The 26696-nt window shown below is 72.2% G+C and carries 24 protein-coding genes; 16 read left to right on the top strand and 8 right to left on the bottom strand.

The features are described from left to right. Positions 1–66: 66 nt before the first annotated feature. A complete protein-coding gene (locus ACZ7OY_RS30875; protein ID WP_471914456.1) occupies positions 67–2130 on the bottom strand; it encodes a cell wall-binding repeat-containing protein in 2064 nt (687 codons plus the stop codon). Positions 2131–2714: 584 nt separating this feature from the next. Beyond that, the gene (locus ACZ7OY_RS30870) at positions 2715–3188 is read right to left on the bottom strand and encodes a hypothetical protein (protein ID WP_471914488.1); all 474 of its coding nucleotides are present in this window, start codon (positions 3186–3188) and stop codon (positions 2715–2717) included. A gap of 912 nt (positions 3189–4100) precedes the next feature. Here ACZ7OY_RS30870 and ACZ7OY_RS30865 point away from each other — a divergent pair. The 7 genes from ACZ7OY_RS30865 (at position 4101) to ACZ7OY_RS30835 (ending at position 9327) form a co-directional block, all read left to right on the top strand. Next, positions 4101–5135: a threonine/serine dehydratase gene (locus tag ACZ7OY_RS30865; protein ID WP_471914455.1), complete on the top strand. Its 1035-nt coding sequence runs from the start codon at positions 4101–4103 to the stop codon at positions 5133–5135. A 23-nt stretch (positions 5136–5158) separates the two neighbouring features. After that, positions 5159–5431: a hypothetical protein gene (locus ACZ7OY_RS30860; protein WP_471914454.1), complete on the top strand. Its 273-nt coding sequence runs from the start codon at positions 5159–5161 to the stop codon at positions 5429–5431. A gap of 162 nt (positions 5432–5593) precedes the next feature. Beyond that, entirely contained in the window at positions 5594–6403 is an 810-nt protein-coding gene (locus ACZ7OY_RS30855; RefSeq protein WP_471914453.1) for an ABC transporter ATP-binding protein, read from the top strand. Then, on the top strand, positions 6400–7161 hold the full coding sequence (locus ACZ7OY_RS30850; RefSeq protein WP_471914452.1) for an ABC transporter permease: 762 nt from the start codon (positions 6400–6402) through the stop codon (positions 7159–7161). The genes ACZ7OY_RS30855 and ACZ7OY_RS30850 overlap by 4 nt, the downstream gene beginning before the upstream one ends. 15 nt (positions 7162–7176) lie before the next feature. Beyond that, positions 7177–7980, top strand: coding sequence for a helix-turn-helix domain-containing protein (locus ACZ7OY_RS30845; RefSeq protein ID WP_471914451.1), 804 nt, complete (start codon positions 7177–7179; stop codon positions 7978–7980). Positions 7981–8034: 54 nt separating this feature from the next. Further along, entirely contained in the window at positions 8035–8325 is a 291-nt protein-coding gene (locus ACZ7OY_RS30840) for a hypothetical protein (protein ID WP_471914450.1), read from the top strand. Positions 8326–8484: 159 nt separating this feature from the next. Further along, entirely contained in the window at positions 8485–9327 is an 843-nt protein-coding gene (locus ACZ7OY_RS30835) for an SAM-dependent methyltransferase (protein ID WP_471914487.1), read from the top strand. On the opposite strand, the gene ACZ7OY_RS30830 is transcribed toward ACZ7OY_RS30835, so the two are convergent. After that, entirely contained in the window at positions 9324–10268 is a 945-nt protein-coding gene (locus ACZ7OY_RS30830) for a 5'-nucleotidase (RefSeq protein ID WP_471914449.1), read from the bottom strand. The two genes, ACZ7OY_RS30835 and ACZ7OY_RS30830, sit on opposite strands and share 4 nt — an antisense overlap. Before the next feature lie 199 nt (positions 10269–10467). Between ACZ7OY_RS30830 and ACZ7OY_RS30825 the strand changes: the two genes are divergently transcribed. After that, positions 10468–13548, top strand: a complete 3081-nt coding sequence (locus tag ACZ7OY_RS30825) for an AfsR/SARP family transcriptional regulator (RefSeq protein ID WP_471914448.1) — start codon at positions 10468–10470, stop codon at positions 13546–13548. A gap of 10 nt (positions 13549–13558) precedes the next feature. On the opposite strand, the gene ACZ7OY_RS30820 is transcribed toward ACZ7OY_RS30825, so the two are convergent. The 3 genes from ACZ7OY_RS30820 to ACZ7OY_RS30810 all read right to left on the bottom strand — a co-directional run bounded on the left by ACZ7OY_RS30820 (position 13559) and on the right by ACZ7OY_RS30810 (position 16128). Then, on the bottom strand, positions 13559–14104 hold the full coding sequence (locus ACZ7OY_RS30820) for a sigma-70 family RNA polymerase sigma factor (RefSeq protein WP_471914447.1): 546 nt from the start codon (positions 14102–14104) through the stop codon (positions 13559–13561). A gap of 186 nt (positions 14105–14290) precedes the next feature. After that, positions 14291–15241: a hypothetical protein gene (locus tag ACZ7OY_RS30815; protein WP_471914446.1), complete on the bottom strand. Its 951-nt coding sequence runs from the start codon at positions 15239–15241 to the stop codon at positions 14291–14293. 11 nt (positions 15242–15252) lie between these two features. Further along, positions 15253–16128, bottom strand: coding sequence for a lysozyme family protein (locus ACZ7OY_RS30810; protein WP_471914445.1), 876 nt, complete (start codon positions 16126–16128; stop codon positions 15253–15255). Positions 16129–16300: 172 nt separating this feature from the next. Between ACZ7OY_RS30810 and ACZ7OY_RS30805 the strand changes: the two genes are divergently transcribed. The 8 genes from ACZ7OY_RS30805 to ACZ7OY_RS30770 all read left to right on the top strand — a co-directional run bounded on the left by ACZ7OY_RS30805 (position 16301) and on the right by ACZ7OY_RS30770 (position 25087). Continuing rightward, complete coding sequence (locus tag ACZ7OY_RS30805; RefSeq protein ID WP_471914444.1) at positions 16301–17203, top strand: hypothetical protein; 903 nt, start codon at positions 16301–16303, stop codon at positions 17201–17203. Continuing rightward, positions 17200–17484 carry a hypothetical protein gene (locus ACZ7OY_RS30800; protein ID WP_351611864.1) on the top strand — a complete coding sequence of 95 codons (285 nt, stop codon included), beginning with the start codon at positions 17200–17202 and terminating at the stop codon, positions 17482–17484. Before ACZ7OY_RS30805 ends, ACZ7OY_RS30800 begins: the two co-directional genes overlap by 4 nt. A 72-nt stretch (positions 17485–17556) precedes the next feature. Continuing rightward, the gene (locus ACZ7OY_RS30795; RefSeq protein WP_351611861.1) at positions 17557–17862 is read left to right on the top strand and encodes a hypothetical protein; all 306 of its coding nucleotides are present in this window, start codon (positions 17557–17559) and stop codon (positions 17860–17862) included. Further along, complete coding sequence (locus ACZ7OY_RS30790; RefSeq protein ID WP_471914443.1) at positions 17859–18629, top strand: DUF8175 domain-containg protein; 771 nt, start codon at positions 17859–17861, stop codon at positions 18627–18629. The genes ACZ7OY_RS30795 and ACZ7OY_RS30790 overlap by 4 nt, the downstream gene beginning before the upstream one ends. 1 nt (position 18630) lies before the next feature. After that, entirely contained in the window at positions 18631–19851 is a 1221-nt protein-coding gene (locus ACZ7OY_RS30785) for a hypothetical protein (RefSeq protein ID WP_471914442.1), read from the top strand. A gap of 237 nt (positions 19852–20088) precedes the next feature. Continuing rightward, positions 20089–21582, top strand: coding sequence for an SCO6880 family protein (locus ACZ7OY_RS30780; protein WP_471914441.1), 1494 nt, complete (start codon positions 20089–20091; stop codon positions 21580–21582). Beyond that, entirely contained in the window at positions 21579–23288 is a 1710-nt protein-coding gene (locus ACZ7OY_RS30775) for an ATP/GTP-binding protein (RefSeq protein WP_471914440.1), read from the top strand. Before ACZ7OY_RS30780 ends, ACZ7OY_RS30775 begins: the two co-directional genes overlap by 4 nt. Further along, positions 23285–25087 carry a type IV secretory system conjugative DNA transfer family protein gene (locus ACZ7OY_RS30770; protein WP_471914439.1) on the top strand — a complete coding sequence of 601 codons (1803 nt, stop codon included), beginning with the start codon at positions 23285–23287 and terminating at the stop codon, positions 25085–25087. Before ACZ7OY_RS30775 ends, ACZ7OY_RS30770 begins: the two co-directional genes overlap by 4 nt. Here ACZ7OY_RS30770 and ACZ7OY_RS30765 read toward each other — a convergent pair. Continuing rightward, positions 25002–26228, bottom strand: a complete 1227-nt coding sequence (locus ACZ7OY_RS30765) for a DUF418 domain-containing protein (protein ID WP_471914438.1) — start codon at positions 26226–26228, stop codon at positions 25002–25004. The genes ACZ7OY_RS30770 and ACZ7OY_RS30765 overlap by 86 nt on opposite strands. Continuing rightward, complete coding sequence (locus tag ACZ7OY_RS30760) at positions 26225–26620, bottom strand: hypothetical protein (RefSeq protein WP_471914437.1); 396 nt, start codon at positions 26618–26620, stop codon at positions 26225–26227. Before ACZ7OY_RS30760 ends, ACZ7OY_RS30765 begins: the two co-directional genes overlap by 4 nt. Between the last annotated feature and the right edge of the window lie 76 nt (positions 26621–26696).

Below are 26696 nucleotides of genomic sequence, written 5' to 3'. Positions count from 1 at the left end.
GACGATGGTCCTGGGACCGGCGGGTTCTCCGGTCTCGGTCATCCGGCCCGATCGCAGCGGAACACCCTAGTGGCCGGTGCGTCCATCGGGCGCCGGCAGGTGCTCGCCGGGCACCACCGTGGGGTCGGCCGCAGGCCGGCCGGTTGTGGTGGGAGCCGTGCCGGCGGCCAGGAACGACCGTGCCGTGGCGGACGCACTCGGAACGTCACCGTTGGCGAACGAGTAGGTCGTGGTCCAGGCACTGCTCGCGGCGATCGCGGCACTGAGGGAGAGCCGGACGCCGGCCGCGTACGACGCGTTCCCGCCGAAGGTCTGCACGTTCCAGACGCTCGCAGCCTCCTGGTTCAGGTATGTCGAGGCGGGCCCCGAGAGCGCGTTCGGCGCCGACCAGAGCATCGGTCCGTAGGTGGCTGCGGCTGAGCCGCCCGCGACCGCGTTCTGCCAGTTCTTGTTGTCCTCGACGGTGGCCTCGGTCGGTGAAGTCCACCAGAAACGCGCCAGGTTGGCGGCGACGTCCTCGTGTGTCTTGCCTGCGACGTCCCAGAAGCTCCACTGCTTGGTGAACGTCGTGTGCTCCATCGCGTACGTCGCGTTGGTGCCGACCGTCACCAGGTTGGTCTTGGCCGGGTTGAGGGCGTTGAGGTAGCTCTTGACCGAGGACGGGATGGTCTTGCCGGTTGTCAGCAGGACCACACCGGTGCCGCGGTAGCCCAGCGCGCCGGCCGCCGTCGCGGCGGCGATCGGGTCGTGGTAGTCGCTGCCGTCGGCGACGAAGATCCAGCTCGGGCTCGGGGTGATCTGCTTGGCGACCCGGACCGACAGCGACGACAGGTCGGGGGCGTCGAGGCGCAGTGCCTTGTATCCGAGGGCCTGCACCTGGCTGGCCACCTTGGAGCTGAGGATGCGTGTGCTGCCGTTCAGGTAGACGGTGGCGCCCTTGGGAAGCGAGCGTTTGAGCTCCGCGACCGTGGCGGAGTCCAGTCCGCTTGCGGAGGTCATCAGGACCGGCCCCTGCTTCTCGGGGGCCAGCGTGACGGCGGGCGCCGAGTAGGTGGCGATGGCCTTGTTGACCAGTACCGCGGACCGGGCGGCGATCAGGCCGGGCACGTGCGTTCCGCCCGACTTGTCGAACGTCCAGCGGGAGGCGGCCGCGTCGATGCCGACGGAGCCGGTCCCGAAGATCCGGAGCAGGGAGTTCTTCTGCAGTGGCTGCCAGGCGGGCTTGCTGCCCTTGCCCGCGCCGACGACCTGGGTGGACGTGCCGCTCGCCAGGTCGAGGAGGCGTACCGTCTGCACGTCGTCGGACCAGCCGGCGTGCGAGGTGTGCGCGTCGTAGGCGATCCGGCCGCCGGCCGGGTCCCACGTCGGGTTGAGGTGGTCGGACGCGTCCGTGGTCACCTGCTGGATGTTGCCGCCGTCCGCGTCGGCCGTGAAGAGCTGAGTCCAGTCGTCCACCAGGCGCGTGAACGCCAGCTTGGTGCCGTCCGCCGAGAACACGGGCGACGAACCGGACTCGATGATCTTCTTCAGCGTCTTGGTCGCGGAGTCGTACGTCCAGATGCCCTGGCTGTCGTAGCAGCCGTAGTTGGCGCGCCGCTCGAAGGCCAGGATGCCCGTCGGGCTCGACGTCGGGTGGACGTCGCAGACCGTCGAGGGTTCCTGGGCGTTTGTCAGCAGCGGCTCCGGGGCCCACGAACCGTCCGAGGGGCCGTAGACCAGCTGGCCGGCCGTGCTGAACACCACGAATCGGCCGCTCAGCCAGAACGCCGGGTCGTCGTACGACGCGCTGGAGCGAACCCCGGTCGCCCAGGGCAGGGTGACGAGTGCGGTGGTGCCGGTGGTCCGGCCGGTGGCGAGCTGGCTCCATCCGGCCACCAGCCTGCTGCCGTCCGGCGACCAGTTCGGGGTGTAGGCATAGTTCGGGATGTTCGGGACGGAACGCAGACCTGTCCCGTCGGCGTTGACGGTTTCGACGCCCGAACCGCCGTACAGACCGAGCTGGCCGGCCGTCACATCGCCGGCCGTGGCAGGCGCCGCCTGTGCACCCGGCGCCATCGCGCCGAGCAGGCCGGCCACCAGCGAGGCGGCCGACGTGATCGCCGCGAGGTCGCGGCGCTTGCGTGAGTTCAAAAGAATGCCCCCTGTAAAAGTACCTGTTCGCGTGACGAGCACCCCGCCCTGTCGCGTTCAGGTGTGCAGGTGCGCAGACCCCGTGATTCCGGCGTGTTCATGCGCGCAGTACTGCGGGCCCCCGGCGGTCGGTCGTCAACAGACGGACACTATGAGACGGCACGCGATCTCACACCAAGTGCATTTGAACGATGAATGAACGTATGTGCGAGTTCACTGCGGCTGAGGGGACTTGAGCGCCAGGTGAAGCGACAGTCTCGGGTACCGTCACCGGCCGGCCGCGGTTCATGATGGGGCGGCGGCATGCCTGACGTCGCGTCACTCCCGCCCGGGCGGACGGACCGGGCGACAGGGTGGATCGGGAGCCGGACGTCTGTGCGAGCGGGGCGGGGGCGGGGCGGCTCGCGCGACTTTCGCCGAACCTCGACAGCGGAGTGGATCACTCGGCCGGGGCCTGGCATCGGAGCCCCGATCCTCGGTCCTGCCCTACAGGCCCGGCTTCAGCCGACTTGAGCAGCACGCTTGGGCGCGGCCGCCAGGTGATCATGAACGGCTCCAGAGCCCACTGCCAAGCCCCCGGCCCGCTAGGGCCTGTCCACGTTCCATTCCTGCGGCAGTTCCTCGTCACAGAAGACGCAGACGAAATACTCCTCTCGAACGATGTTCAGCTGATCGCAGGCGGGACAGCGCCGGAATACCACTTCATGGGTGAAGCCGGCTGGATGATCGATCCCAGCTGCGTCCAGAGCCCGCGCGACAGCCGCCCACGAGCTGGCGTCCGGGCAGTATCCGGTCGACTGATTGCTCACCTCACCGACCGTCCACTGCCCGCCCTCCGCACGGAAACTCATCTCCCCGGCACCCAGAACATGGCCACCGCCGGCACAGATCACGTGCTCGCTCCGGCGCGGCGCCAGCCGCAGCACACCTGCCGAGTCGACGACGAACGTGAAGGGCTCAGCCAGTTCCGCCGCGGTCAGAGTCGAAACCCAGTCGTCGAAGTCCGCCGCCGAGTGGATGCTTCGGCCCTCAGCCTCCGGCCGGACGAGGGCCCGCAGATCAGGCGGCCCGACATACCGATAGCTCCCCTCGGCGCCGGCCCGTGCCGTGGTGGCGGCGTGGATCAGCTGGCGGAGGGCGCCGTAGTAGACCTCGTGGTCGACCAGGGCGGGCAGGAGTGCCGACAGGTGGCCTGTCAGCTCGGGGAACTCCTCGGGGTCGAGCGCGGCCAGTGCCTGGCGGGTGGCGGTCTGGGCGGTCTTCGGATGTCGGTGATCTACGAAGCTCGCGCTGCCGAGCGTGAGGAGGTACAGCCGCCGGTAGGTGACGATCGCCGCCTCGGGTGTCATGCCGGCCTTGAGGGAGTGGGCGAGCTGCGGCTCCACCAGCCGTTTGAGGAGCTGCGGGCCGAGCCAGGGCCGCGCGCCGCGCAGGGCGACCAAGCCCGGATGGGCCGTCAGCAGCTCGTACAGCGCGCTGAACCGCTGCTCGGTGGCACTGGCCCAGTCGGCGTCGGCGGGGATGTGCGGCAGTCGGGCGGCCAGATGGTCGGTGACCAGGTCCAGCAGGCCGGCCAGGTCGGTGCAGCGGCGCTGGAGTGCGGCGACGGAGATGTCCAGCGCCGCGGCCAGGGTGCGGAAACTGAGGGCGGTATGCCCGTCCTGGTCCACGATCCGGAGGGCTGTCTCGGCGATGTGGCGAGGGGTTGCGAGGTCCAGGGAAGCGGATTGCCTAGGCATGCGAGTCAGCGTACGGTACATCGTATCGCCATGCTGGGCTCACCGTCCCGCGCGGAGGCGACATGCCGGCAGTTCCGGCGTCTCGACGCGGATCGGTACCGGCGGCCTGCGGCTGCCGATCCGCGACGGTCGAGCGCCGGCGATACGTGTGCCTGACCCCCTGCGGGCGACGCGCTGCTGTTCAGCCCGGCCGGCTCATCGCCTGGTCCCGACCCTGACTGGAGCAACACCATGCACGCCCTCACCTATGGCGACGTCAAGGCCGCCACCGACCGGATCGCCGGACGCGTCCGGCCCGTCGCCGTCACCCCAGTGGACCCGGGTACCATCCGCACCGCCGGCCGCGGCCCCATCGAGGACCGGCCCGAGGAACCCTGCCAGGTATGGCTGGCCCTCGAGTTCATGCAGCACACCGGAAGTTTCAAAGCCCGCGGCGCCCAGAACTTCATCCGGGCCCACCGCGAAGCAGGCACCTTCCCCGACGCCGGAGTCACCATCGCCTCCGGCGGCAACGCCGGACTGGCGTGCGCCTGGGCGGCGCAGCAACAGGGAGTGCGGGCCACCGTCTTCCTGCCGGCCAACGCCCCGGCAGTGAAGGTGGCCAAGCTGCGGGGCTACGGCGCCGACGTACGCCTCGTCGGCTCCGAGTACGCCGAAGCCCTCGCGGCCTGCGAGGAGTTCACGAACACGACGGGCGCCCTGGCGAGTCACGCCTACGACCATCCGCTCATCGCCGCCGGGGCCGGCACTCTGCTCGACGAGATCCGCCACCACATCCCCGGCCTGGACACCGTGGTGGTCGCAGTCGGCGGCGGAGGCCTGTTCGCCGGAGTGGCCACCGCCGCCCGGCATCACGGCATCCGCACCGTCGCGGTCGAACCCGAGAACTGCCGCGCCCTCGACGCCGCCCTCCGGTCCGGCACCGTCACCGATGTCACCGTGGACTCGGTCGCCGCAGACTCCCTCGGCGCACGCCGCGTCTCCGCCATGGCCCTGCACGCCGCCCGGCAGGACGGAGTGCACTCCGTGCTCGTACCGGACGCCGAGATCGTCCGCGCCCGACAGGCCCTGTGGGACCACCGCAAGGTGGCGGTCGAGCACGGTGCAGCCACCGCCCTCGCCGCCCTCACCTCCGCAGACCAGCCCGGCCGGCCCACCGCACCGGGCCACGGCTACCGGCCCGGTCCGGGCGAGAAGGTCTGCGTCGTCCTCTGCGGCGCCAACACCGATCCGAGCGACCTCGTACACCGGTCCGAAGAGCACTGAGCGAGCCGGGCCGACGCGAAGCCGTGATCCTCGACCGGGTCGGTCCCGCCGACTACTGCGAGCCGCATCCGTACGCGCCGGATCTCGAGGTCCCGCTGCCGTACCACGTCGCCGATGACGAGGAGTGGGACGAGCGGTTCCCGACCCACCCGCTGTCCCTGGTCCGCAGCGCCCTCCGACGGATCGGCGCGACCGTCGTCCTGGACGACGGCTTCAAGACCCTCCCGCCGTTCGGCGCCGCGCAGCCCGAACCGGTGTCGCCCACCCGTCGCGGCTGGTTCCGGCGGGGCCGCTGAGCGCACGTCGGGTGAGCCCGGCTGTGTCCCGCATGAGGTCGACGCGATCCGGATCCCGTGGTCGGAGCGGGCTTGACCTTGACGCTGGGTCAACCCTCCATCCTTCCGGCATGAGCTTCCGCGCAGTCGCCCGGAAGAGCTCCGCGAAGGAGGCAGATGAGCATGACAGCCCCATCGATCGCCGGTCCGGCGATTCGCGTACAGGGTCTGCAGAAGTCGTACGGAAAGCTCGAAGTGCTGCGAGGCGTGGACTTCGACGTGGCGCCGGGCAGCATCTTCGCCCTGCTCGGCTCCAACGGAGCGGGCAAGACCACGACCGTGAGGATCCTCGCCACGCTCCTGACGGCCGACGCGGGGACGGCGGGCGTCAATGGCTTCGACGTCGCCACGCAACCGGCGAACGTGCGGGAATCCATCAGTCTCACCGGGCAGTTCGCGGCCGTCGACGAGATCCTCAGCGGCCGGGAGAACCTCGTCCTCGTCGCCAGGCTGCGCCACCTCGAGGACCCGGGCGGGACCGCGGACGACCTGCTGCGGCGGTTCTCGCTGAGCGAGGCGGGCGCGCGGCGAGTCTCCACGTATTCGGGCGGGATGCGCCGCCGGCTGGACATCGCGATGAGTCTCGTAGGGAATTCGCCGGTGATCTTCCTGGACGAGCCGACGGCCGGACTCGACCCCGAGGCCCGCATCGAGGTGTGGGACGCGGTCAGGGAACTCGCCGGAAACGGAACGACGGTGCTGCTCACCACGCAGTACCTGGAAGAGGCCGAGCAGCTGGCCGACCGGATCGCGATCCTCCACCAGGGCCGGATCATCGTGAACGGCACCCTCGCCGAGCTCAAGCGGCTCTTCCCGCCCGCCAAGGTCGAGTACGTCGAGAAGCAGCCGACCCTGGAGGAGATCTTCCTCGCCGTCGTCGGCGGCGGCGACAAGAGCGACGCCACCGGCGTGACCACGGGGGGACGGAAATGACCGCGTACTTCTTCAGCGACACCGCCGCGCTCACGGGGCGGACCCTGCGCCATGTCACACGCAGCATGGACACCATCATCACGACCGTCATCACCCCGGTCGCCATGATGCTGATGTTCGTCTACGTGTTCGGCGGTGCCATCGACACCGGGCAGGTTCCGTACGTGAACTACATGCTGCCCGGCATCCTGCTCATGACCGTCGCATCCGGCGTCTCCTACACCGCCTTCCGGCTGTTCACCGATGTGAAGAGCGGGATCTTCGAACGGTTCCAGTCCATGCCGATCGCGCGGTCGGGAATGCTGTGGGCCCATGTCGTCACCTCGCTGGTCGCCAATCTGATCGCGCTCGTGCTCGTCGTGGGCGTCGCTGTGCTCATGGGCTTCCGCTCAGGGGCAGGAGTGACGGCATGGCTCGCGATCGCCGGCATCCTGCTCCTGTTCACCCTGGCCCTGACCTGGCTCGCCGTGATCCCCGGGCTCTCCGCGTCGTCGGTCGAGGGAGCGGGCGCGTTCGCCTACCCGCTGATCTTCCTGCCGTTCGTCAGCTCGGCGTTCGTGCCCACGAAGACGATGCCCGGCCCCGTGCGCTGGTTCGCCGAGCATCAGCCGGTGACATCGATCGTCAACACGATCCGTGCTTTGTTCACGGGCCATCCGGTCGGCGGCGACATCTGGACCGCGCTCGCGTGGTGTATGGGCATCCTGGTCGTGGCGTACGTCTTTGCGATGGCCGCCTACCGCCGGAAGATCGCCTGAGGCAGGCTGGGACACATGCTCACCATCAGCCAGCTCGCGGCGTACGCCGGGGTGACGGTACGGGCGGTACGCCACTACCACAAGATCGGGCTGCTGCCCGAGCCCGAGCGCAACCGGTCCGGGTACCGGACCTACGACGCCGCCGCGGTCGTGCGGCTGATCCGGATCCACACCCTGGCCGATGCCGGCGTACCGCTGGCCAGGGTGCAGGAACTCCTCGACGCCGGCCCGCAGGAGTTCGCCGACGGCGTCCAGGAGATCGACAAACATCTGCGCGCCGAGATCCGGCGGCTGCAGGACACCCGCAGCCGACTCGCCCGCCTCGCCACCGGAGAGCACCTGGCACTGCCGCAGAGCGTCGTGGGCTACCTCGACCGGCTGCGCGGCCTCGGCGTCGGGGAGCCGTACATCGAGCTGGAGCGGGATGCCTGGATCATGATCGCCGCGCAGGTGCCGCACCTGATCGACTCCGTGATCGCCAAGAAGCACGAGGAGCTGGACGACCCCGACATGGTGAAGCTCTACAGCTTCTTCACCGGGGAGTTCGACTGGCCGGCCGACGATCCACGGATCGTCGAGATCGCCGACATCCTGGAACGTCTGATGATTCGCGCCGTGGAGGCCGGCGAGGTGGGCGGTACCGACGGCTTGGACGACCAGTTCGTCGACCTGATGGACTCGGCCGTGCTCGAGTCCGCACCGAATGCCGAACTGGTGTTGGCCATACTGAAGGAACGTGGCTGGAGGGGCTGGACCCGCATCGAACGAGTGCCTGCCGACAGGCTCGACACCGAACGAGGGAACGACGGGCATGCATGAGGGCGCTCCCACCACAGCGCGTCTGCGCGAGGTACTCAGCCGTGCCGGGCCGTCGTGATCACCGAGGCATCTCCCGACGAGGCGGACTCCGTCGGCGCGGCGCGGACCGTGGTGACCGGTGCCGAGATCGCCGACCTGGCCCGGCTGCTGGCCATCGTGGACGGCGGTACCGGCGACCGATGCCTGTGCAACGGCCGGCCGACGATCATGGTGCACGGCCTGGAGGGCGAGCTGCTCGCCCGCCGAGCCCGGCCCAACTCGACGGCGCGGCAGGGCTCTTCGCGTCCCTCGAATGGACCGCAGCACACGGCAGGCAGCTGCCCGAGCCGGTACGGTCCCTGTTGATCGGGCACATCCGAGCAGTCGGCACCGACCCCATGAGGTTCCGGATGGACCACGGTTACTACGGCGCCGGGTGAACCGCCTCCGCCGAACGAAGCGGACAGGTTCGTCGTCTAGGCTGGCGCGGTGACTGATGGGCAGGAGCGGGTGCGGCCGTCGGGTGTGTGGGCCACGGCGGTGGGGGTGGCCAGGGTGCGGGCGCTGGAGAGCGAGCGGGAGAACGCGCTGTTCCGCGACCCACTGGCACGGGCCTTCGCCGCCGCGGGCGGCCTGTGGCCCTCCTCGACGCCGCTGCCCGATGATGACGAGGCGGCGCGACTGCGCCGGCTGGCCGTGTCGTTCTCCATCGTCATCAGGACGAAATTCCTCGACGACCTGGTGCGGCAGGCCTGCGCGTCCGGTATCCGGCAGGTCGTACTCCTCGGCGCCGGCATGGACAGCCGGGCCTTTCGGATGGACTGGCCCGAGGGCACCCGGCTGTTCGAGGTCGACACCGCCGACCCACTGGACTTCAAGGCTTCGGTACTGCGCCAGGAGCGGGCCGTCGCACGCTGCGAGCGGATCACCGTCGCGGTGGACCTGCGTGAGGACTGGCCGGCCGCGCTGGCCGCCGCAGGGCACGATGCGGCCGTACCGACCGTGTGGATCGCCGAAGGGCTGCTGATCTATCTCCCCCAGGACGCGGTGGAGCTGCTGCTGGCCCGGATCAGCACGCAGTCGGCGCCGGGCAGCCGGATGGGGCTGACGTTGGGCTCGCCCGGCGTGATCGAGCGCTTCGCCACGGACGCCGCGCCGGGGTCCGCGGCGTCCCTGTGGGTCTCGGAGATGCCCGACGACCCGGTCGCCTGGCTGGCCGGACACGGCTGGGAGGCCGACACCCGCACCCTGCGCGAACGCGCCGCCGCCTACGGCCGCCCGATCAGCACCCCGCCGCAGCGCCAGGAACAGCCCGGCGGACTGATCTCGGCGGTCCGCCGCGCCCCGACGTCCCGGTCGCGGGACTAGGACGCCGAGCGGTCGGGTTCGTTTATCTTCCCGAAGGGGACGTGCACGCTGGGCGTGCTGCGGGCGGTACCGGTCAGGTGGCCGACCTGGTCGTCGAAGAAGATGTGGGGCTTGAGGACCTCCATGATCGTGCCCTTGTCCACGCCGCCGAGGAAGAAGGCGTCGTTGACGGTCACACCCCAGTTCTTCAGGCTGCGCACCGGGCGTTCGTGAGTGGGCGCGCCACGGGCGGTGACGAGGGAGACGTGGACGCGGATCCTGTAGTCGGCGTCCGCTGCCCGTTGTTCTTCCTCCCGCCGCTGGAGCCGGTTGACGCCTGCGAGGAAGTCCCGCAGGGGACCCGGGTCGTGCGGGGTGGCGGCGTTCGTCGTCTCATGGAAACGAAAGTCGTCGATGCCGCCGGACTGATAGATCTGTTCCGAGGCGTCGTCGGCAAGCACTCCGTCGAAGTCGAACGCGATCCGCAGATCCTGGTCGTCCCCCTCGTCGGCCACTGCCGGGCCGAGGACGCGGCCCGCGGGCAGCCCGAGCGCGACGGCCTCGCGCACGTCGTCCTCGTTCGCGGACAGGAACAGGGACATGTTCAGGGCGGGCATGAAGTGATAGGGCGAGCGGCCCTGCATGAAGATGGCCCGGCTGATCGGCAGGCCGTACGACTGGATGGACCGCATGACCCGCAGCCCGGTGTCGGGATCGTTGCGGGACAGGATGACGACCTCGACCAGAGGGTCGTCGGGTGAGAGGTCGTTCAGGGACAGCAGTCTGCGGATGAAGGGGAAGGCGACGCCTTGGTCCAACGTGTCGCCCAGGTGCTCCTCCTGATAGGCACGGTAGGCATCCGCGCCCTGATCACGGAAGACGGCATCGGCCTCCGCCAGGTCGAACAGTGCACTGGAAGCGATACCGACGACCAGGCGGCTCTTCAGATCGTAGACGGCCACTGCGTCCCCCCAGCACTCGTGCGCACACATCCCCATCATTCCCGCGAAGCTGCCGTCACTCCCGCACAGTTCCCGCTCCAGGCAAGATCGTTCGAAAACGGACCCCGGTTACCTCGGGTTCCGGACGAGTCGCCGGGCGCATGTCCGGGAACGACCGTTCCGCCTGACGGCGAGGCCTTCGTTGGCTACTGTCCTGCGGATGGACGCACGTTCGAAGGAGTCATTCCGGTTCTGTGTGCTGGGTCCGCTGCGCGCCTGGCGGCACGACACGGAGCTGGTGCTCGGACCGCCCCAGCAGCGCGCCGTCCTCGCCCTGCTGCTCCTGCGACGCGGCCGGGCGGTCGGTGTCGGCGAACTCGTGGACGGGATCTGGGGCACCGAACCGCCGACGGCCGCCGTCTCCGTGCTGCGGACCTACGTCTCACGGCTGCGCAGACTCCTCGAACCCGACCGGCCCCTGAACGAAGCACCGCGGCTCGTGGTCTCCCTCGGTGACGGGTACGCCCTGAGCCGCGACGCCGCCACCGGCGACATCGACCGGTTCGAGGACCTCGTCGGGCGGGCCGAGGCCCGGCACGCCGCGGGCGACGACCTGGCCGCCGTACAACTGCTGCAGAGCGCGCTTGAGTTGTGGGAGGGCGTCCCGCTCGCCGGAGTGCCGGGACCGCATGCGGAGATCGAGCGGCGTCGGCTGGAGGAGCGGCGGCTGGCCGTCCTGGAGACGCGGCTGCGCATCGAGGCCGACCTCGGCGAGCACGCGCGGATGCTGCCGGAAATCACCGCCTTGTACGAGACGCACCCGCTGCGCGAGACGCTCTGCGAGCTGCTCCTCGTCGCCCTGTACCGCAGCGGGCGCCGGGCGGAGGCGCTCGACGTGTACGACGGCACCCGCCGTACCCTCGCCGAGCGGCTCGGCATCGAACCGGGCCCGCGCCTGCGCACCCTGCACGCCGAACTCCTCGCGGACGGTCCCGCACCGGTGACGCCCTCCCGCTCCGAGGGACCGGGCCCCTTCGACTCCTCCGGCACACCGACGAGCGGCGGCGGTTCGACCGGCCCGCTCACCACCGGCGAAACGGGCGGCCCTGGTCCCGGCCCCGGCCGCCCGGGTCTCGCGGACGCAGCGGACGGCCCTGGTCCCGGCTTCGCGGACGAAGCAGGCGGCCCCCACCCGGACTTCGACGACAACGACGGCGACGACGACGGCACGGCCGGCCAGGACGATCCGGGCCGTCCCGCCGACATCGTACGGCCCAGTCAACTGCCCACCGATCTCGCCATGTTCACCGGGCGCCGGGCCCAACTCAAGGACTTCGCCGCGCTGCTGCCGCACCGGGAGCATCCGCGGACCACGGTGATCGGCCTGATCAGCGGAATGGCCGGTGCGGGCAAGACGACCCTCGCCGTGCACTGGGCCCACCGGACCGCCCACCGGTTCCCCGACGGCAGCCTGTACGTCAACCTGCGCGGCTACGACCCGTCCGCGTCCCGGATGGAACCGGGCGAGGCGATCGAGACGTTCCTCGTGGCGCTCGGCATCGCCCAGCAGGCGGTCCCCGAGGGGCTCGACGCGCAGGCCGCCCTCTTCCGCAGCGTCCTGGCCGGCCGGCGGGTCCTGATCGTGCTGGACAACGCGGCCGACACCGAGCAGGTCGTGCCGCTGCTCCCCGCCGCCCCCGGCTGTCTCGTCATCGTCACCAGCCGCAGCCGGCTCAGCGGGCTGGTGGCTCGGCACGGCGCCCATCCGCTCACGCTGGGCCCGCTGTCCGCCGGGGAATCCCTCGAACTGCTGGCCCGTCGGCTGGGCGACGCACGCATCGACGCCGAGCCGGAGGCCGCCCGGGCCATCGTCGGCCTGTGCGCCAGGCTGCCGCTCGCGCTGTCGATCGTGGGGGCGCGCGCCGCCCTGCACCCCGGCTTCCGGCTCGCCGACATCGCCGCCGAACTGCGCCAGGACCACGGCAGTCTGGACGCCTTCTCCGGCGGCGACCTCGGCACCGATGCCCGCGCCGTCTTCTCCTGGTCCTACCGTGCGCTCTCGCCCGAGGCGGCCGGTCTCTTCCGCCGCCTCGCCCTGCACCCCGGCCCCGACATCACCACCGACGCGGCCGCCGCGCTGGCCGATGTGCCCGCGCGCCGGGTGCGCACGGTACTGACCGAGCTGACCGGGGCGAGTCTGCTCATCGAGCGGGCACCCGGACGGTTCGACTTCCACGACCTGCTGCGCGCGTACGCCACGGAGCTCACGCACGCCGAGGACGACGAGCCGGCGCGCGGCGCGGCGCTGCTCAGGATGCACGACCACTTCCTGTTCAGCGCGCACCAAGCCTCCGTCGTCCTCGATCCGTTCCGTGAGCGGATCCCTCTGCCGCCGAGCACAACGGACGTGGCGCCGCTGCGGTTCAACGACCGCGCCCGGGCGACCGCGTGGCTGCGCACCGAGCGGTACGTGCTGCGCGAGATCGTCGCCCACGCCGCCGCACACGGCTTCGACGCGCACGCCTGGCGCATCGCCGCTGCCCTGGACGTGTACTTCAACCGGCTCGGCTACTGGCACGACCTGCTGGAGATCAACACCGCGGCGCTGTGGTCGGCCCGGAAGCTGGGTTCCGTGACCGGCCAGGCGTACTCCCTGTGCGGACTGGGTGTGGCGCACTCGCAGCTCAACCACGCGGCGCGGGCACGGGAGCACCTCGAATCCGGTCTCGGCCTGTTCCGCGCGGCGGGCCACGCCAGCGGCCAGGCCCGCGCCCATCGCGGCCTCGCCTACCTGTGCAACCGGACGGACCGCCGCGACGAGGCGCTCGACCACTACGCGCAGGCCGTCGAGCTGTACCGGTCCGAGGACGACGTCAGCGGCGAGGCCGGTGTGCTCAACCAGGTCGCGTGGACGTACATCCTGATCGGCGAGCACGGGAAGGCTCTGGAACGCTGCACGGAGGCCATCCTGCTCTACCAGGACCTGGGCGACCCCTACGGCGAGGCGTCCACGCAGGACACCCTCGGCTACGCCCTGCACCACCTCGCCCGGTACCCGGAGGCGATCGAACACTTCGAGGTGTCGGCGCGGCTGTTCCAGGGGATCGGGGACCGGTTCCTGGAAGCCGACGTCCTGCGTCATCTCGCGGACGCCCACCTCGCCATCGGCGACCGCGGCGCCGCCCGTACGGCGCTGGACGCGGCACTCGCCCTGCTGGAGGAACTCGCCCACGCGGAGGCCGACGTGGTACGGCGCCGGCTGCACGAACTGGAGCAGGACCGAGCTGAACCAGCCGTATGACAAGGGGTGTTCAGTTCACCCCGTGGTCCGCCAGCACTGTCCGCAGACTGCGCAGGGCGTAGTACACCCGGGACTTCACCGTGCCCTGCGGGACGCCGAGGACGTCGGCCGCCTGTTGCGTGGTGCGGTCCGCGAAGATCGTCGCCCGGAGTGCCTCACGGTGCGCCGGGGTCAGCGACCGCAGCGCGTCCCGTACGACCATCGACGACAGCATCCGTTCGATGTCGTCGGCCTCGACGCACATGTCGGTCAGCCAGGAGTCGCCGGCGATCTCGGCCGGCCGGGCCATCCGCGTGCGATGCGCGTCGATGACGAGGTTGCGGGCGATCCGGAACATCCAGGGTCGCACCGCCATGCCCTCGCCGTCGGCCAGGGTCCGCTTGTTCCAGCAGCGCAGCAGCGTCTCCTGGAGGATGTCCTCGGTGCGGTGGGTGTCCCCGCCCAGCATGCCCAGCACGTACGAGTACAGCGCCGGGCCGTGTTGCAGGTAGAGGTCCCGCAGCGCCCGCTCCTCGGGAGAGACGGCGCATGCCGATCCGATGACCGTCACGTTCATGGTGTGCTCCTGCTCTTCGGGGTGACCTGCCCCCGGTGCGCGGACCGGGGGCCGGGTCTCCTGGAGCTCGGAGTGTCGCGACGGGCGATGCACGTTCGTTCGATGTGCCGTCCACGGGCGATCCACAACCGGTCCACATCGCGATGACGGCGATATACGCGCAGGCCACAGCAGGTGCGGGGAAGCTCAGAGACAGGCGTCCTCCAGCGCGTCCACCCGTCTGCGGACCCGTCCGGCGAGCTCTCCGTGGACCGGCAACAGCGCGCCGTGGTGGTCCAACTGGGCCCACATGTGCAGCAGTTCGCGCCCGTGTGCCGCGGCCGCGCGGTCGTCGTCGAGCCACTGCCAGGCGGCCGCCGCCCGCACCACGTCCTCCGGCGCCCGCCGGTCCCCGGCGCGGCACCGGATCCGGGCGACGGCCAGGGCCAGCACGACGGCCTGACGGTGATCGCCACGCAGGTGCGCGATGTATGCCTCCACGGCCCGCGTCTCCAGCGCGCGCGGATCGTCGGCGCCCGCCTCCTCGGTCAGGTTCTCGCGCAGTTCGCTCGCGAGCGCGTACGCCTCGTCCAGCAGTCCGGCAGCCGCGAGGTCGTTGATCCGGCCGATCGGTCCGGCGAGTTCCGAGGGGAGGAGCACGGCCGGTACGAGGGCCGGTACGAGGGCCGGTGCCGGGGCGGCGGCCCGTGCGGCAGCGGCGGCCCGGGCCACGGCGGTGGCGACGGCCGTACCGCCGGCCGCCCTGTCCTCGGCCCGGCCGCCACCGGCTCTGTCGTCGGCCGGGCCGGGCTGCGGCAAGGATGCCTCCCGCGGCACGGATCCGAGGTCGGGCCGCTCGGACTGCTCGGGCTGCTCGGGCTGGACGGACTGCTCGGACTGCTCGGGCTGGACGGGCCGAGCCTTCGCCGTCGGGACGAGCAGGCGGCTGGAGCCGTCCGGGGACACCTCCAGGACGAAGGGGCCGCTCTCCGGGCCGTCGTTCACGGTCGCCTCGACGGCGGCGTCCCGTTCGACGGCGTACTGCTGGAGGCGGTCCAGTACGGCCTCGTGGACGGACTGCCCCGTCGCGGGGACGAGGGACTCCCCGTCGACGACGGCGAACCCCTCGTCGGAGATGAGCACTTCGTAGCGGGTCATGGCCGTCCTCCTCAGGGAGCGGATGCCGGGGAGAGGGACTCGGTGGGCACTGCGGTGGGCAGGGAGGTCTGGACACCGGTGGGTGTGGGCGTGCCCGACGGGATGGCCGCGACCCCCGCGTACTTGGCGAACTGGGCGCGGACCGCCGCGACATACCCCTGCGCCTCGGCCGTCTTCGGCACGCCCTTGGCCGCGCGGACGGCGTCCATTCCCACGTCGTACCCGGCCAGGGCGAGATCCAGGACGCTGCCGACGGCCTCGTTGGCGTCGATCAACTGCTGTGCCTGGCCGGCCAGATCGCAGATGTACCGCCCCTGGGCCGTGATCGAGTCCTTGGCGTCCAGCGCGGACGTCTTGCCGTTGCCGTCGTCGTCCTTGCCGTACTGCGTGAAGACGGCGGGGAGCAGCTGCGAGATGCCCTGTCTGCCGTCCGGGCCGGTCAACGAGGCGTTGAAGCCGGACGCCTTCTCGATCTGGGACGCGATCACGATCGGGCCGATGGCGCTGCACACCGCGCCGGCCTTCTGGATGGGGTCCAGCAGGTCCTCGGGAACCGTCGAGGTGTCGAGGTCGCCCTGGCCGTCGCCCTGGAAGACGGCCAGTACCGAACTCGCGTCGCTCGGGCCCGGGATGTCGCCGCCGCCCCCGCCGCCGAAGATGCTGTGGAAGAGCAGGTAGATCGCGATGAGCGGGGCCAGCAGCACGCCGAACCCGCAGAAGACGATGACGATGACGGTCCCGCCGGCCAGGCCGAGCGGGAAGAGCAGGCAGCCGGCGCCCCCGGCGGCGATCGCCGTGTTCCTGGCGGTCTTCGACCCGCTCTCCTCGTCCTGCCCGGCCGACGCCCGGGGCGGCGCGCCGCCCTTCTCTCCCTGATCCACGCCCATGGGTGTCCGCCTTCTTCCTCTCACCTTGAACCGCTGTACCTGGGCGGCCCGTTGTGCTGTCCGACCGGCTCGGGAGATCGAAACGGGCGACGGAACAAACAAGTTCAAATCAGTGGAAACCAAATTGAGTCAGAGCAGCGGACACACGAGGCAAGAAGGGGGCGGGGCAGCCATGGAAACGTCTTCGGCAAGGCCGCCGGTCCAGTCGGGAGGCTGGGTCCGGGGGCCGAGCACCCCCAGGTCCGGGCCGACACCGACCACCGGGCAGTCGCCGACCACCGCGCCGACACCGACCACCGGGCAGTCGCCGACCGCCGCGCAGGCACCGGCCACCGGTCAGGCACCGACCACCGCGCAGGCACCGACCACCGTGCCGACGCAGACCCCGGCGGCGGTGCAAGCCCCCGACACGGCGCAAGCCCCCCACGCGGCACAGGCCACAGCAGCCGCGCAGGCCCCGGCAACGGCACAGACCGCCGCCCCCACCCAGAGCACCGCCCCCGCCCCCGGAGCGGCGCCCGCAGCAGGCCGCAGCGCTCCGCGGTCCGCTCCGCAGTCCCCGAGCCGTCTCTCCGCCGTCCCCTCCCCCGAACCGGCCTGGGGCGAGCCCCGCCGTCCCGGCCCGGTCCGGGGCCGGTCGCGCGACGACGTCGGCTGGGTCAAGGCACACGGCGGCGCCGGTGTCACCTCCCTGGTCGAGGTGCTCGGCGGGACCGACGTCGGGGCCCGCTGGCCGGACCCGGCGCGCGGCGAACCACGCCGGATCGTGCTCGTCGGGCGGACCAGCGCACGCGGACTGCGGTCCGTGTCCCAGGCGCTCGGCGCACTGAAGGACGGGCGCGCCCCGCAGGGACTCGACCTGCTCGCCGTGGTCCTCGTCGCCGACGCCCCCGGCCGGCTGCCGCTCCGTCTGCTGCGCCGTATCCGCGTGCTGCGCTCGGCCGTCCCGGTACGACGGGTGCCGTGGATACCGGCGTGGCGCACCGGCGCCACCCCCAAGGTCCTGCCCCGACAGCTCGACCGGCTCGCCGAACTGGTGGGCGGCGCGCGCCACGGCGAGGGGGCAGTGTCGTGATCCCTCCCCTGCTCGGTGTCCGGTTCCTGGCCGACACCTACACCCCGCCCGAGGGTGCGCACACGATCATCAATCTCCTCGCCTGGTGCGCCTCGGCCGGCGGCGTCTTCGGGCTGATGGTCGTCGGCATCAACATGGCCGTCCAGCTCAACCGCGGTGAACCGGGCGAGGGCGGCGTCCACTTCCGCGGCGTCTTCTTCGTCACCATCGCCTGCCTGGTCGCCGCGACCGCGGGGCCGCTCGTGTCGTTCCTCGGCGACCTGTCCCTCCTCGGGCCGTAGGTCCGCGCGCGCCTTCCCCCACCGACCGTCCCCCTCCCGCGCACGCGGGGCACTCATTCCACGGAGATCTCCATGTCCTCACTGCTCCTCGAAGCCTCCAACATCCTGGCCGCCGCTCCCGCCCCCTCCGGCGGTGTGCCGCAACCGGTGAGCAACGCCCCCGGCGAACTGACCGGCAAGGTCAACACGGTCCTCGGCATCGTGGCCTGGGCGGGCACCGCGGCCGGCGTGCTCGGCGTGCTGGTCACCGGCGCGATGATGGCCGTCTCCCTCAAGCGCGGCGAGAGCTCGGAGCACATGAGCCGCCTCGGTATGGTGCTGGGCGGCTGTGTGCTGGTCGCCACCGCCGGTCCGCTGGTCAGTTTCGTCTTCGCGTGAGCGGGCGGACGGGCGGGATGCTCATGCGCAGGCAACGGCGGACCGAGGAGTCCGGACCGTACTGGAGGCAGCGCAACTGGCAGTTGTCGGCGGGGTTCCTCGGCCTCGTGGTGCTGCTGGCCGGGTTCGTCGCGCTGACGTCCGGCGGCGACGACGCGAACGCGGCGGCGTCCGACGGCCCGCTGTCCGGCGCGTCCGCGCCGAAGGACGGGCGGCCGGACGGCTGCCGGACCGACGACAGCGCGGGGGACGCGCTGCCCACGTCCGCGCCGAAGGACATCAGCTGGCACACGCTCGGCGTCGCGCGGGTGCCGGTCTCCGCGTCGGCCGGGCCGACCCGGACGACCGGACCTCTGCGGTGGTGCTACGCGCACACGCCGGTCGGGGCCGCGCTGGCGGCCACCGTGATCCCCTCCCAGATGAGCGGGTCGAGCTGGCGCACCGTCAGCCGCCAGCAGGTGGTGGCGGGGCACGGGCGCGACCTGTTCGAGTTCCAGCGCTCGACCGTCCCGGACATCGACAGCGTCGAGCAGAGCCCCGGTCTGTCCGTGGGCACGTACGCGGGCTTCGCGGTGACCTCGTACACCGGCCGTGCCGCGCACGTCAGCCTGCTGATCAGAACCGGCCAGGGCTACGCGCAGACCACCATCGTCCTGCGTTTCAGGGACGGGGACTGGAAGGTCCTGCCCGACGACGACGGCTCCCTGCACACGTCCGTGACCACGATGCAGGGCAACCCGTCCGGCTACGTCCTCTGGGGGGCCTGACATGAACTGCGGCTCCACCGGAAGTCCGGTCCTCGACCTGGTGAAGGGCTTCTTCGACTTCCTGGGCGACCCGATCGGCACCATCGTCGAACTGATCGCCAAGACCATCCTCGCTGGCGCCATCGCGGTGTTCGGGGCGCTGGCCACCGGGGTGCCCACCCTGGCCGGGACCACCACGGCGAAGAACGTCAACGGCCAGACGCAGTGGCTCGTCGTCTACCTCGCGGTCGGCTCGCTGCTCTTCGCGGCCGCGCGTATGGCCGTCGAACGGCGCGGTACCGCGGGCACCGCCGCGCTGAAGGGCCTGCTGCGCGTCATCCTGGTGTCGGGGGCCTCCACCACCGTCGTCCTGGCGGCCGCCGCGGTCGCCGACGACTACTCCACGCACCTGTTCAACACGGGCGCCCAGGACGTCCTGACCAAGGTCGGTGCCTGCTCGGACGGCTCCGGGATCGAGGCCTTCCTGCTGCTGGTCCTGGCCTTCCTGCTGCTGATCGCGGGCATCATCCAGACGATCCTGATGTACATCCGGCTCGGCGTCATGACGCTGCTGCTGGGCACCCTCCCGCTGGCCGCGGCGGCGTCGATGACCGACTGGGGCAGCGGCTGGTGGCGCAAGCACATCGGCTGGATGATCGCCTGGCTGCTGTACAAACCCGCGGCGGCTCTGGTGCTGTACGCCGGCTCGGAGATGATCGTGTCGAGCGACGACGGCAATCAGGGCGGCAACGCGGTCAACGAACGCATCGCCGGTATCGGCGTGATGCTCCTGTCCGCGGTCGCTCTGCCGGCGCTGCTGAAACTGGTGGTGCCCGCCACCGCCGCGCTCGGCGGTGCCTCCGCGTACGGCGGCGGGGCGCAGGCGGCGGGCGGCGCCCTGGCCTCCGGCGCCCGGTCGCTCGGCGGCAGCGGCGGCGGCAGCTCCGGCGCGTCGGGCAAACCCGGTCCGAGCGGCGCGTCCGGCGGCTCCGGGTCGGCGGGCGTGAACGGCTCCGGCGGCTCCAGGGGCTCGAGGGGCCCGGGCGGCGGAGCCGGGGCGGGCGGCGCGGGCGCCGGTGCCGGTGCCGGACGGGCGGCGACAGCGGCCGGCGGACCGGCCGGTGCGATCCTCGGCGCGGCGGTGACCGCGGCCCAGGTGCTCGGCAACGCCGCCTCCGGTTCCCTGGAGGGCGCCGACGGCGACCAGGGCCACAACCCCAGCAGCGGCGGCTCGCACCGCTGATCCCGAGGACCGGGTGGCGAGGTGCGTCGAGAGCACCCGCCGCCCCCTGGACGGGCCGTCGGACATCCGCTCCCCCCGCGGAGTCCGGCGGCCCTCCCCACTGCACAGCCCGGTCCGGCGGCCTCCCCGCTCCCCGGGGAGGAGCCCCGGCCCCGGCGTCGTAGACCCCAAGACCCGAAGACCCCAAGACCCGAAGACCCGAAGACCCGAAGACCCAGGAAGGGATACCGGACGCTCATGTCCACGGAAGCCGTCACCCGCCCCACCTACGGAAACTGGCGCCGGCCACGGCGGCCGGGACTCGGGCCGCTCGGGCTCGTCGGCACGTTCGGCGTGTTCGGCGGTCTCGTCGTCACGCTGCTCGCGTCCCTGATCTCGCTGTACGCGGCGCTGGTCGTGTTCGTGCCGGTGGTGGCGCTGCTGACCCCGCTCGCGATCCGCACCCAGGACGGGCGCAACGTCTACCAGTTGCTGGCCCTGCGCATCGGCTGGCGCAACCGGAAGGCCAAGGGCGCGCACCTGTACGTCTCCGGTCCGCTGTCCGCGCGGCCCGGCGGGCGGTTCCGGCCGCCGGGGCTGCTCAACAAGGTCACCGCGATCGAGGGCCGCGACGCCTACGACCGGCCGTTCGGCGTCCTGCACCACCCGGCGCGCAACCTCTACACGATCGTGCTGGGCTGCGACCCCGACGGCGGCTCCCTGGTCGACCCCGACCAGGTCGACGTGTGGGTGGCGCTGTGGGGCGAGTGGCTGGCCCGGTTGGCGCACGAACCCGGGCTGCGCGGTGCCTCCCTGATCGTGGAGACGGCTCCCGACCCCGGCACCGCGCTCGCCCACGAGGTGCTGCCCCGGATCCGCCCGGACGCGCCGCCCGCCGCCCGCGCGGTGATGGAGGAGGTCGTCGAGCGCTATCCGACCGCGTCCTCGGAGATGCACACCTACGTCACCCTCACCTACGGGATGCCGCCCGGCCAGAAGCGCCGCAAGGAGGACGTCGTCACCGACCTCGCCATCCGCATTCCCGGCCTGCTCAGCGGGCTGATCGCGGCGGGCGGCGGGGCCGCCTACCCGCTGTCGGCCGAGCGGATCGCCGAGGTCGTCCGGGTCGCCTACGACCCCGCGGTCGCCGCCGACGTCCTCGACGCCCGCGCCCAGTACGGCGGTACGGGCCTGGAGTGGGAGGACGCCGGACCGGCCGCAGCGGTGGAGACGGTCGGCAGCTACCAGCACGACTCCGGGGTCTCCCGGACCTGGCTGCTGACCCTCGCGCCGCGCGGCACCGTACGGTCCTCGGTGCTCAGGAACCTGCTGGAGGTGACCCCGGGCACCCGGCGCAAGCGGGTGGCGCTGGTCTACCGGCCCATCGACCCGGCCACCTCGGCGCGGATCGTCGAGGCGGACCGGCGCGCCGCGCAGTTCATGGCGACCTCGGGCCGGGGCATGGTGCAGGCGCGGGCGGCCTCCGAGATGCGGGCGGCCGAGCAGACCGCGGTGGAGGAGGCGTCGGGCGCCGGGCTCGTGGAGTTCTCACTGCTGGTGACCGTCACCGTCGACGATCTGGACCAGCTCGCCGACGCGACCGTCGCCGTACGCAATCTGACCGCGGCCTCCCGGGTCCTGATGCGGCCCGCGGACCGGATGCAGGCGGCCGCGTTCGCCTGCACGCTGCCCGCCGGGATCCTCCCGTGGGAGCAGACCCTGATCCCGCACGAACTTCAGGAGGCGCTGTGAGCCGCCGCAGCGAGGAGCGCAGGGCCGAGCGCGCGGACCGGCTCGCGGAGGAGGCGGCATGGCGGGCGGGGCCCGGCGGGCCGCCGACGCCGCCCGATCCCGCGTGGGCGGGGTCAGGACCCGGCAAGGGCAAGGCGGAGAAGTCGGGCGGCGGGAAGGAGCGGTCCCGGCCCAAGGAGCTCTACGTCCCGCCGCGCGGCTGGTACGGCCCCGGGGGCGGCCGGGTCGGCTACATGGATCCGCCGACCATGTGGCGGGCCACCACCGTGCAGGCGTGCGGTATGTGGCCGTTCGCCGCGGGCTCCGGCTCGCCGATGACCGGAGTGCCGCTCGGACAGCATCTGTTCACCGGCGCCACGGTCTGCGGTGACCCGCTGAACTGGTTCACCCGTGCCCGCTACATCTCCAACCCGTCCCTGTTCATGCTCGGGATGCCGGGCCTGGGCAAGTCCACCCTCGTCAACCGGATGCTGATCGGGCTGAGCGCGACCGGCGTCGTCCCGCTGGTCCTGGGCGATCTCAAGCCCGACTACGCCGACACCGTGCGCGCCCTGGGCGGCCAGGTGATCTCGATCGGCCGCGGCCGGGGCGGCATCAACGTGCTGGACCCGGGCGCGATGGGCGCGGCGGCCGTACGGATCGGCGGCGAGGCGGGCGAGGTGCTGAAGGCCGAGACGCACGGGCGGGTGCTGAACATGGTGGCCGCGCTGGTGACCATCGTGCGTGGCCGTCCGATGGACGACCACGAGCAGTCGGTGCTGTCCGCGGTCCTGCACCACCTGCGCGAACGCACCACCCCGGGCCGCCCCGCGCTGCTGCCCGACCTGCTGCGGGTGCTGACGGAGGGCCCCGACCGGGTGCGCGCGGTCACGCTCGATCGCGGGGACGACACCCGATACCGGGACGCGGTCGACCCGCTGCACCGCTCGCTGCTCGGCATCCTCGACGGCCCGCTCGGCGGCACCTTCGCCTCCGAGACCTCCACCCGGATCGACCCGGACGCGCCCGCCGTGTGCATCGACATCTCCGGCATCGGCGAGGCCGACACCCAACTGACCGCGGCCGCGATGCTCGCCGCCTGGTCCGACGGGCTGGGCACGGTGGCCGCCTCGCACGCCCTCGCGGACGCCGGACTCGCGCCGAGGCGCTGGTTCTTCACCGTGCTGGACGAGCTGTGGCGCCCGCTGCGGGCCGCCTCCGGCATCGTCGACCGCATCGACGCGCTCACCCGCCTCAACCGTTCCCTGGGCCTCGGCGACGCCAAGATCACCCATACCCTGAAGGACGCCGAGGCGCTCGGCACCGACTCGGACCGGGCCAAGGCCCGCGGCTTCGTCGAGCGGGCCGGAATGGTGGTGTGCGCCGGACTGCCCAAGGCCGAGATGGAGGAGCTGGGCAAGGTGGTGGGCCTGTCCCGGCGCGAGATCGAACTCGTGTCGTCGTGGTCCTCGCCGCCCGGCTGGGGCGTCACCGGCCAGCACGAGGAGCCGCCGGGCCGGGGCCGGTTCCTCATCAAGGTCGGCGGCCGTCCCGGCATCCCCATCAAGGTGGCCATCACGGACTCGGAGCGCCGGCTGCACAACACCAACACCCGCTGGACGCCCGAGGAGACGGCCGTCGAGCAGTCGGTGGCGCACGCCGCCGCGCAGGTGGCGCGGGCCGCCCAGGAGGGACCGCGAGCCCTGCCCGGGAGGTGGACCGCGTGACCGGCAGAACCCCCTCGACCGGCGGCGTGCACGACCTCGCTCCCTGGGCGATCGCAGCCCTCGCCGGGGCCTCCCTCGCCGTGTTCACCGTCGGCTGGGCGGGCGGCACGCTCGGCGCCGGGGTCACCGGACACGGCTGGCACGCCCCGCCGTTCGCCCTGTCCACCGCCACGCACCTGACGGGCGACGGACCCGGCGCCCTGTGGCCGGGCACCCCGCCGGCCGCGGTCTACGGCGGCATGTTCGCCCTGCTCGCACTGATCGCGGTGCCCGCGGCGTTCGTCGTACGACTGCTGCTGGAACGCGCGGGCCGCACCAAGGGCCTGGCCGGGCGGCGCGAGCTGGCGAGCATGTGCCCCAAGGGCATCGAGGCCCGCGCCCGGGAACTGCGGCCGGGCCTCGAGGGGCGGGAGCGGCTCCATCCGGACGAGACCGGCAACCTGCTGGGCGACCTCGACCCCAAGGGGCCCGAACTGCGCAGCAGCCACGAGGACGTCGAGCTCGACCTGATGGCCCCGCGGGCCGGCAAGTCCACCGGCATCGCGGTACCGCGCGTGCTGCGCGCCCAGGGCGCCGTCCTGCTCACCTCCAACAAGTCCGACGTCTACGCCGTGACACGCGCCGAGCGCACCAAGGCGGGCCGGGTCTGGACGTTCGACCCGCAGGGCATCGCCCACACCGAGCGCGGCATGTGGTGGAACCTGCTGGGCGACTGCGAGACCATCGAGGGCGCCCGCCGGCTGGCCGGGCACTTCGTCGCGTCCGTCAACGACGACTCCGCGAAGAAGGACTTCTGGATCTCGGCCGCGCAGAACACCCTCACCGCGCTGTTCCTGGCCGCGGCCCGCTGCGGCGCCCCCGTCGGCGACCTGCTGGGCTGGCTCGCCGACCCCGCCGACCGGACCCCGATCGATCTGCTGCGCGACGCCGGACTGTACGCGATGGCCGAGCAGTTGCAGGGCACGGTGCGCGGCGCGGTGGAGACCAGGGACGGCATCTACGAGACCGCCCGGCAGACCGTCTCCTGCCTGCTCGACCCGGAGATCCTCGCCTGGGTGACCCCCGATCCCTATCTGCCCGAGTTCCGCCCCGACCGGCACGTGGTCGGCACGGACACGCTGTATCTGCTGTCCAAGGACGGCGGCGGCTCGGCGGCCGGGGTCATCGCGGGCCTCGCGGACGCGACGATGCGAGCGGGCGTGGTGGCCGCCGAACGCATGGGCGGACGTCTCGATCCGCCGCTGACCGCGGTCCTCGACGAGGCCGCCAACGTGTGCCGCATCTCCGATCTCCCCGACCTCTACTCGCACTTCGGCTCCCGCGGCATCAACGTGGTGACACTGCTGCAGAGTTACCGGCAGGGCGCCCGGGTGTGGGGCGAGGTGGGGATGGACGCGCTGTGGAGCGCGGCGACCGTCAAACTGCTCGGCGCGGGCCTGGACGACGCCGACTTCGTGCAGAAGATCTCGACCCTGGTCGGCCAGCACGACGTGAAGACGCCGAGCCTGTCCCGCAGCAAGGAGGGCACCTCACGCTCGTACTCCTACCGCCAGGAGTCGATCCTGCCGCCGGACAGGATCCGTGCGCTGCCCAAGGGCACGGCACTGCTGCTGGCCACCGGCATCCGCCCGGCGCTGATCCGGCTGCGCCCCTGGTACAAGGAGCCCGGCGCCGACGCCATCTCCGCGCAGGCCAAGGCGGAGTCGGAGGCCATCACGGCACGGGCCGCGGCGCGGGCGACCCCGGCGGTACGGCTGGAGAAGCGCAGCCGCTGGGAACGGGACGCCGCGCCAGCGTGATCGTGCGCAGCAGCAGTTCGGCAGGGCCGTACCGCGTCCGGGACAACAGGGCGCGGCTGCCTGCGAGTTGCAGCCCGTAGAGGACCAGGCACCCCGCCGTCACGGCGGCGGTGCCTGTGCTGTCGTAGCGTCCGAGGCCGTAGCCGGTGAACACCAGGGCGAGGACCAGCGACTGGGTGAGGTAGTTGGTCAGCGCGGCCCGCCCGGCCGCGGCGAGCACCTCCGCCGCCCGGCCGCGCACCAGGAGCAGCAGCCCGCAGGCGTACGACGCGGTCAGCGCGGGTGCGGTGAGCACGTCCACGGCGTGGCCGACGAGGAACCAGCGGCTGTCCAGCGGCCCGTTCGCGCAGCAGGCGGTGACCACCCCGCCGGCCAGCCCCAGGGGCAGCCGGCGGGCGATGACCGCGCGCAGCCATCGCGCGTCCCGTCCGCGCCGTTCGACGAGCCGCGTCTTCGCCGCCGCGAGCCCGGCCAGGAAGGCGGCCAGCATGTCGGGGGCGTACGTCAGGTCCGCCCGGAGCACGGCAGGCAGCTCGCGCAGATGGACGCCGAGCACCGACAGGGCGCTCCCCCGGTAGGCGGCGACGGTGCGGGCGGCGTGGGGCGCGTAGGCGGCGGGGGTGACCGGGTCGGTGGCGGCGACCGTGAGCAGCCCGTACCCGAGCAGCAGCACGGTCAGGGTGAGGACCAGCCCCGCCGCGAGGCGCAGCGCGGTGCGCGGAGCCAGGTCGCGCAGTCCGTACAGGGCCAGCGCCAGCGCCGCGTACGTCACCAGGATGTCGCCCGGATAGAGCAGCACGGCATGCAGCAGTCCGAGCCCGAACAGGCCCAGCACGCGCCGCAGATGACGGGGCGCGAACGCGGTGCCCGCCCGGTGCGCGGAGCGCCGCTGGAGCACGAAGCTGTAGCCGAACAGGAAGGAGAAGAGCAGGTAGAACTTGCCGGAGACCAGCGCGGTCACCGCCCACGCGACCGCCCGGTCCGCCCCGGAGGCCGTCGGGCCGCCGCCCAGCGACGCGTAAGGGCTCGCCGTCATCTGGGCGTTGACGAGCAGGATGCCGAGCAGCGCGAACCCGCGGAGCACGTCGAGCTCCCCGACCCGCCCCGGTTCGTCCCCGCGCCGGGGCTCCTCCTGCGTCACGGCGACACCACCACGACCGCCGTGCCGAACGCGACGGTCGAGGACACGAACCACCCGAAGGACGGGGCGAGCAGGTGCCGCAGCGTCCACAGCCGGGCCGCCGTGGGCCGGGACCGCACGAAGACCACGGGCACGGCGGTACCGACCGGCGGCAGACCGCACAGCGTCCCGTACGCCCCCGGGTCGAGGACACGGTCCCGGCCGAGGTGGTCGGAGTAGGCCACGAGCCCGCCGCGCCGCCGGTCGGCCGGGGCCCGGGCGGTGACGACCCCGGTCACCCGCAGGCCGCGCGCCCACAGCCGTACGGCCGTCAGGACCGCGCGGCCGGCGAGCAGCAGAAAGCCGCAACCCGCCCCCGTGCACAGGGCGAGCAGCACCAACTCCGTGTCCATCCGGTCCCCTTGTCGTCCAGGTGCCTCGTGTCGGTGTGGGACGCCACCGCAGGCGTGGCTCGCCACGACAGGCCAC

It is taken from the genome of Streptomyces sp. NPDC107559 (assembly GCF_055657365.1).
This window is presented reverse-complemented; position numbering and strand designations above follow the sequence as displayed.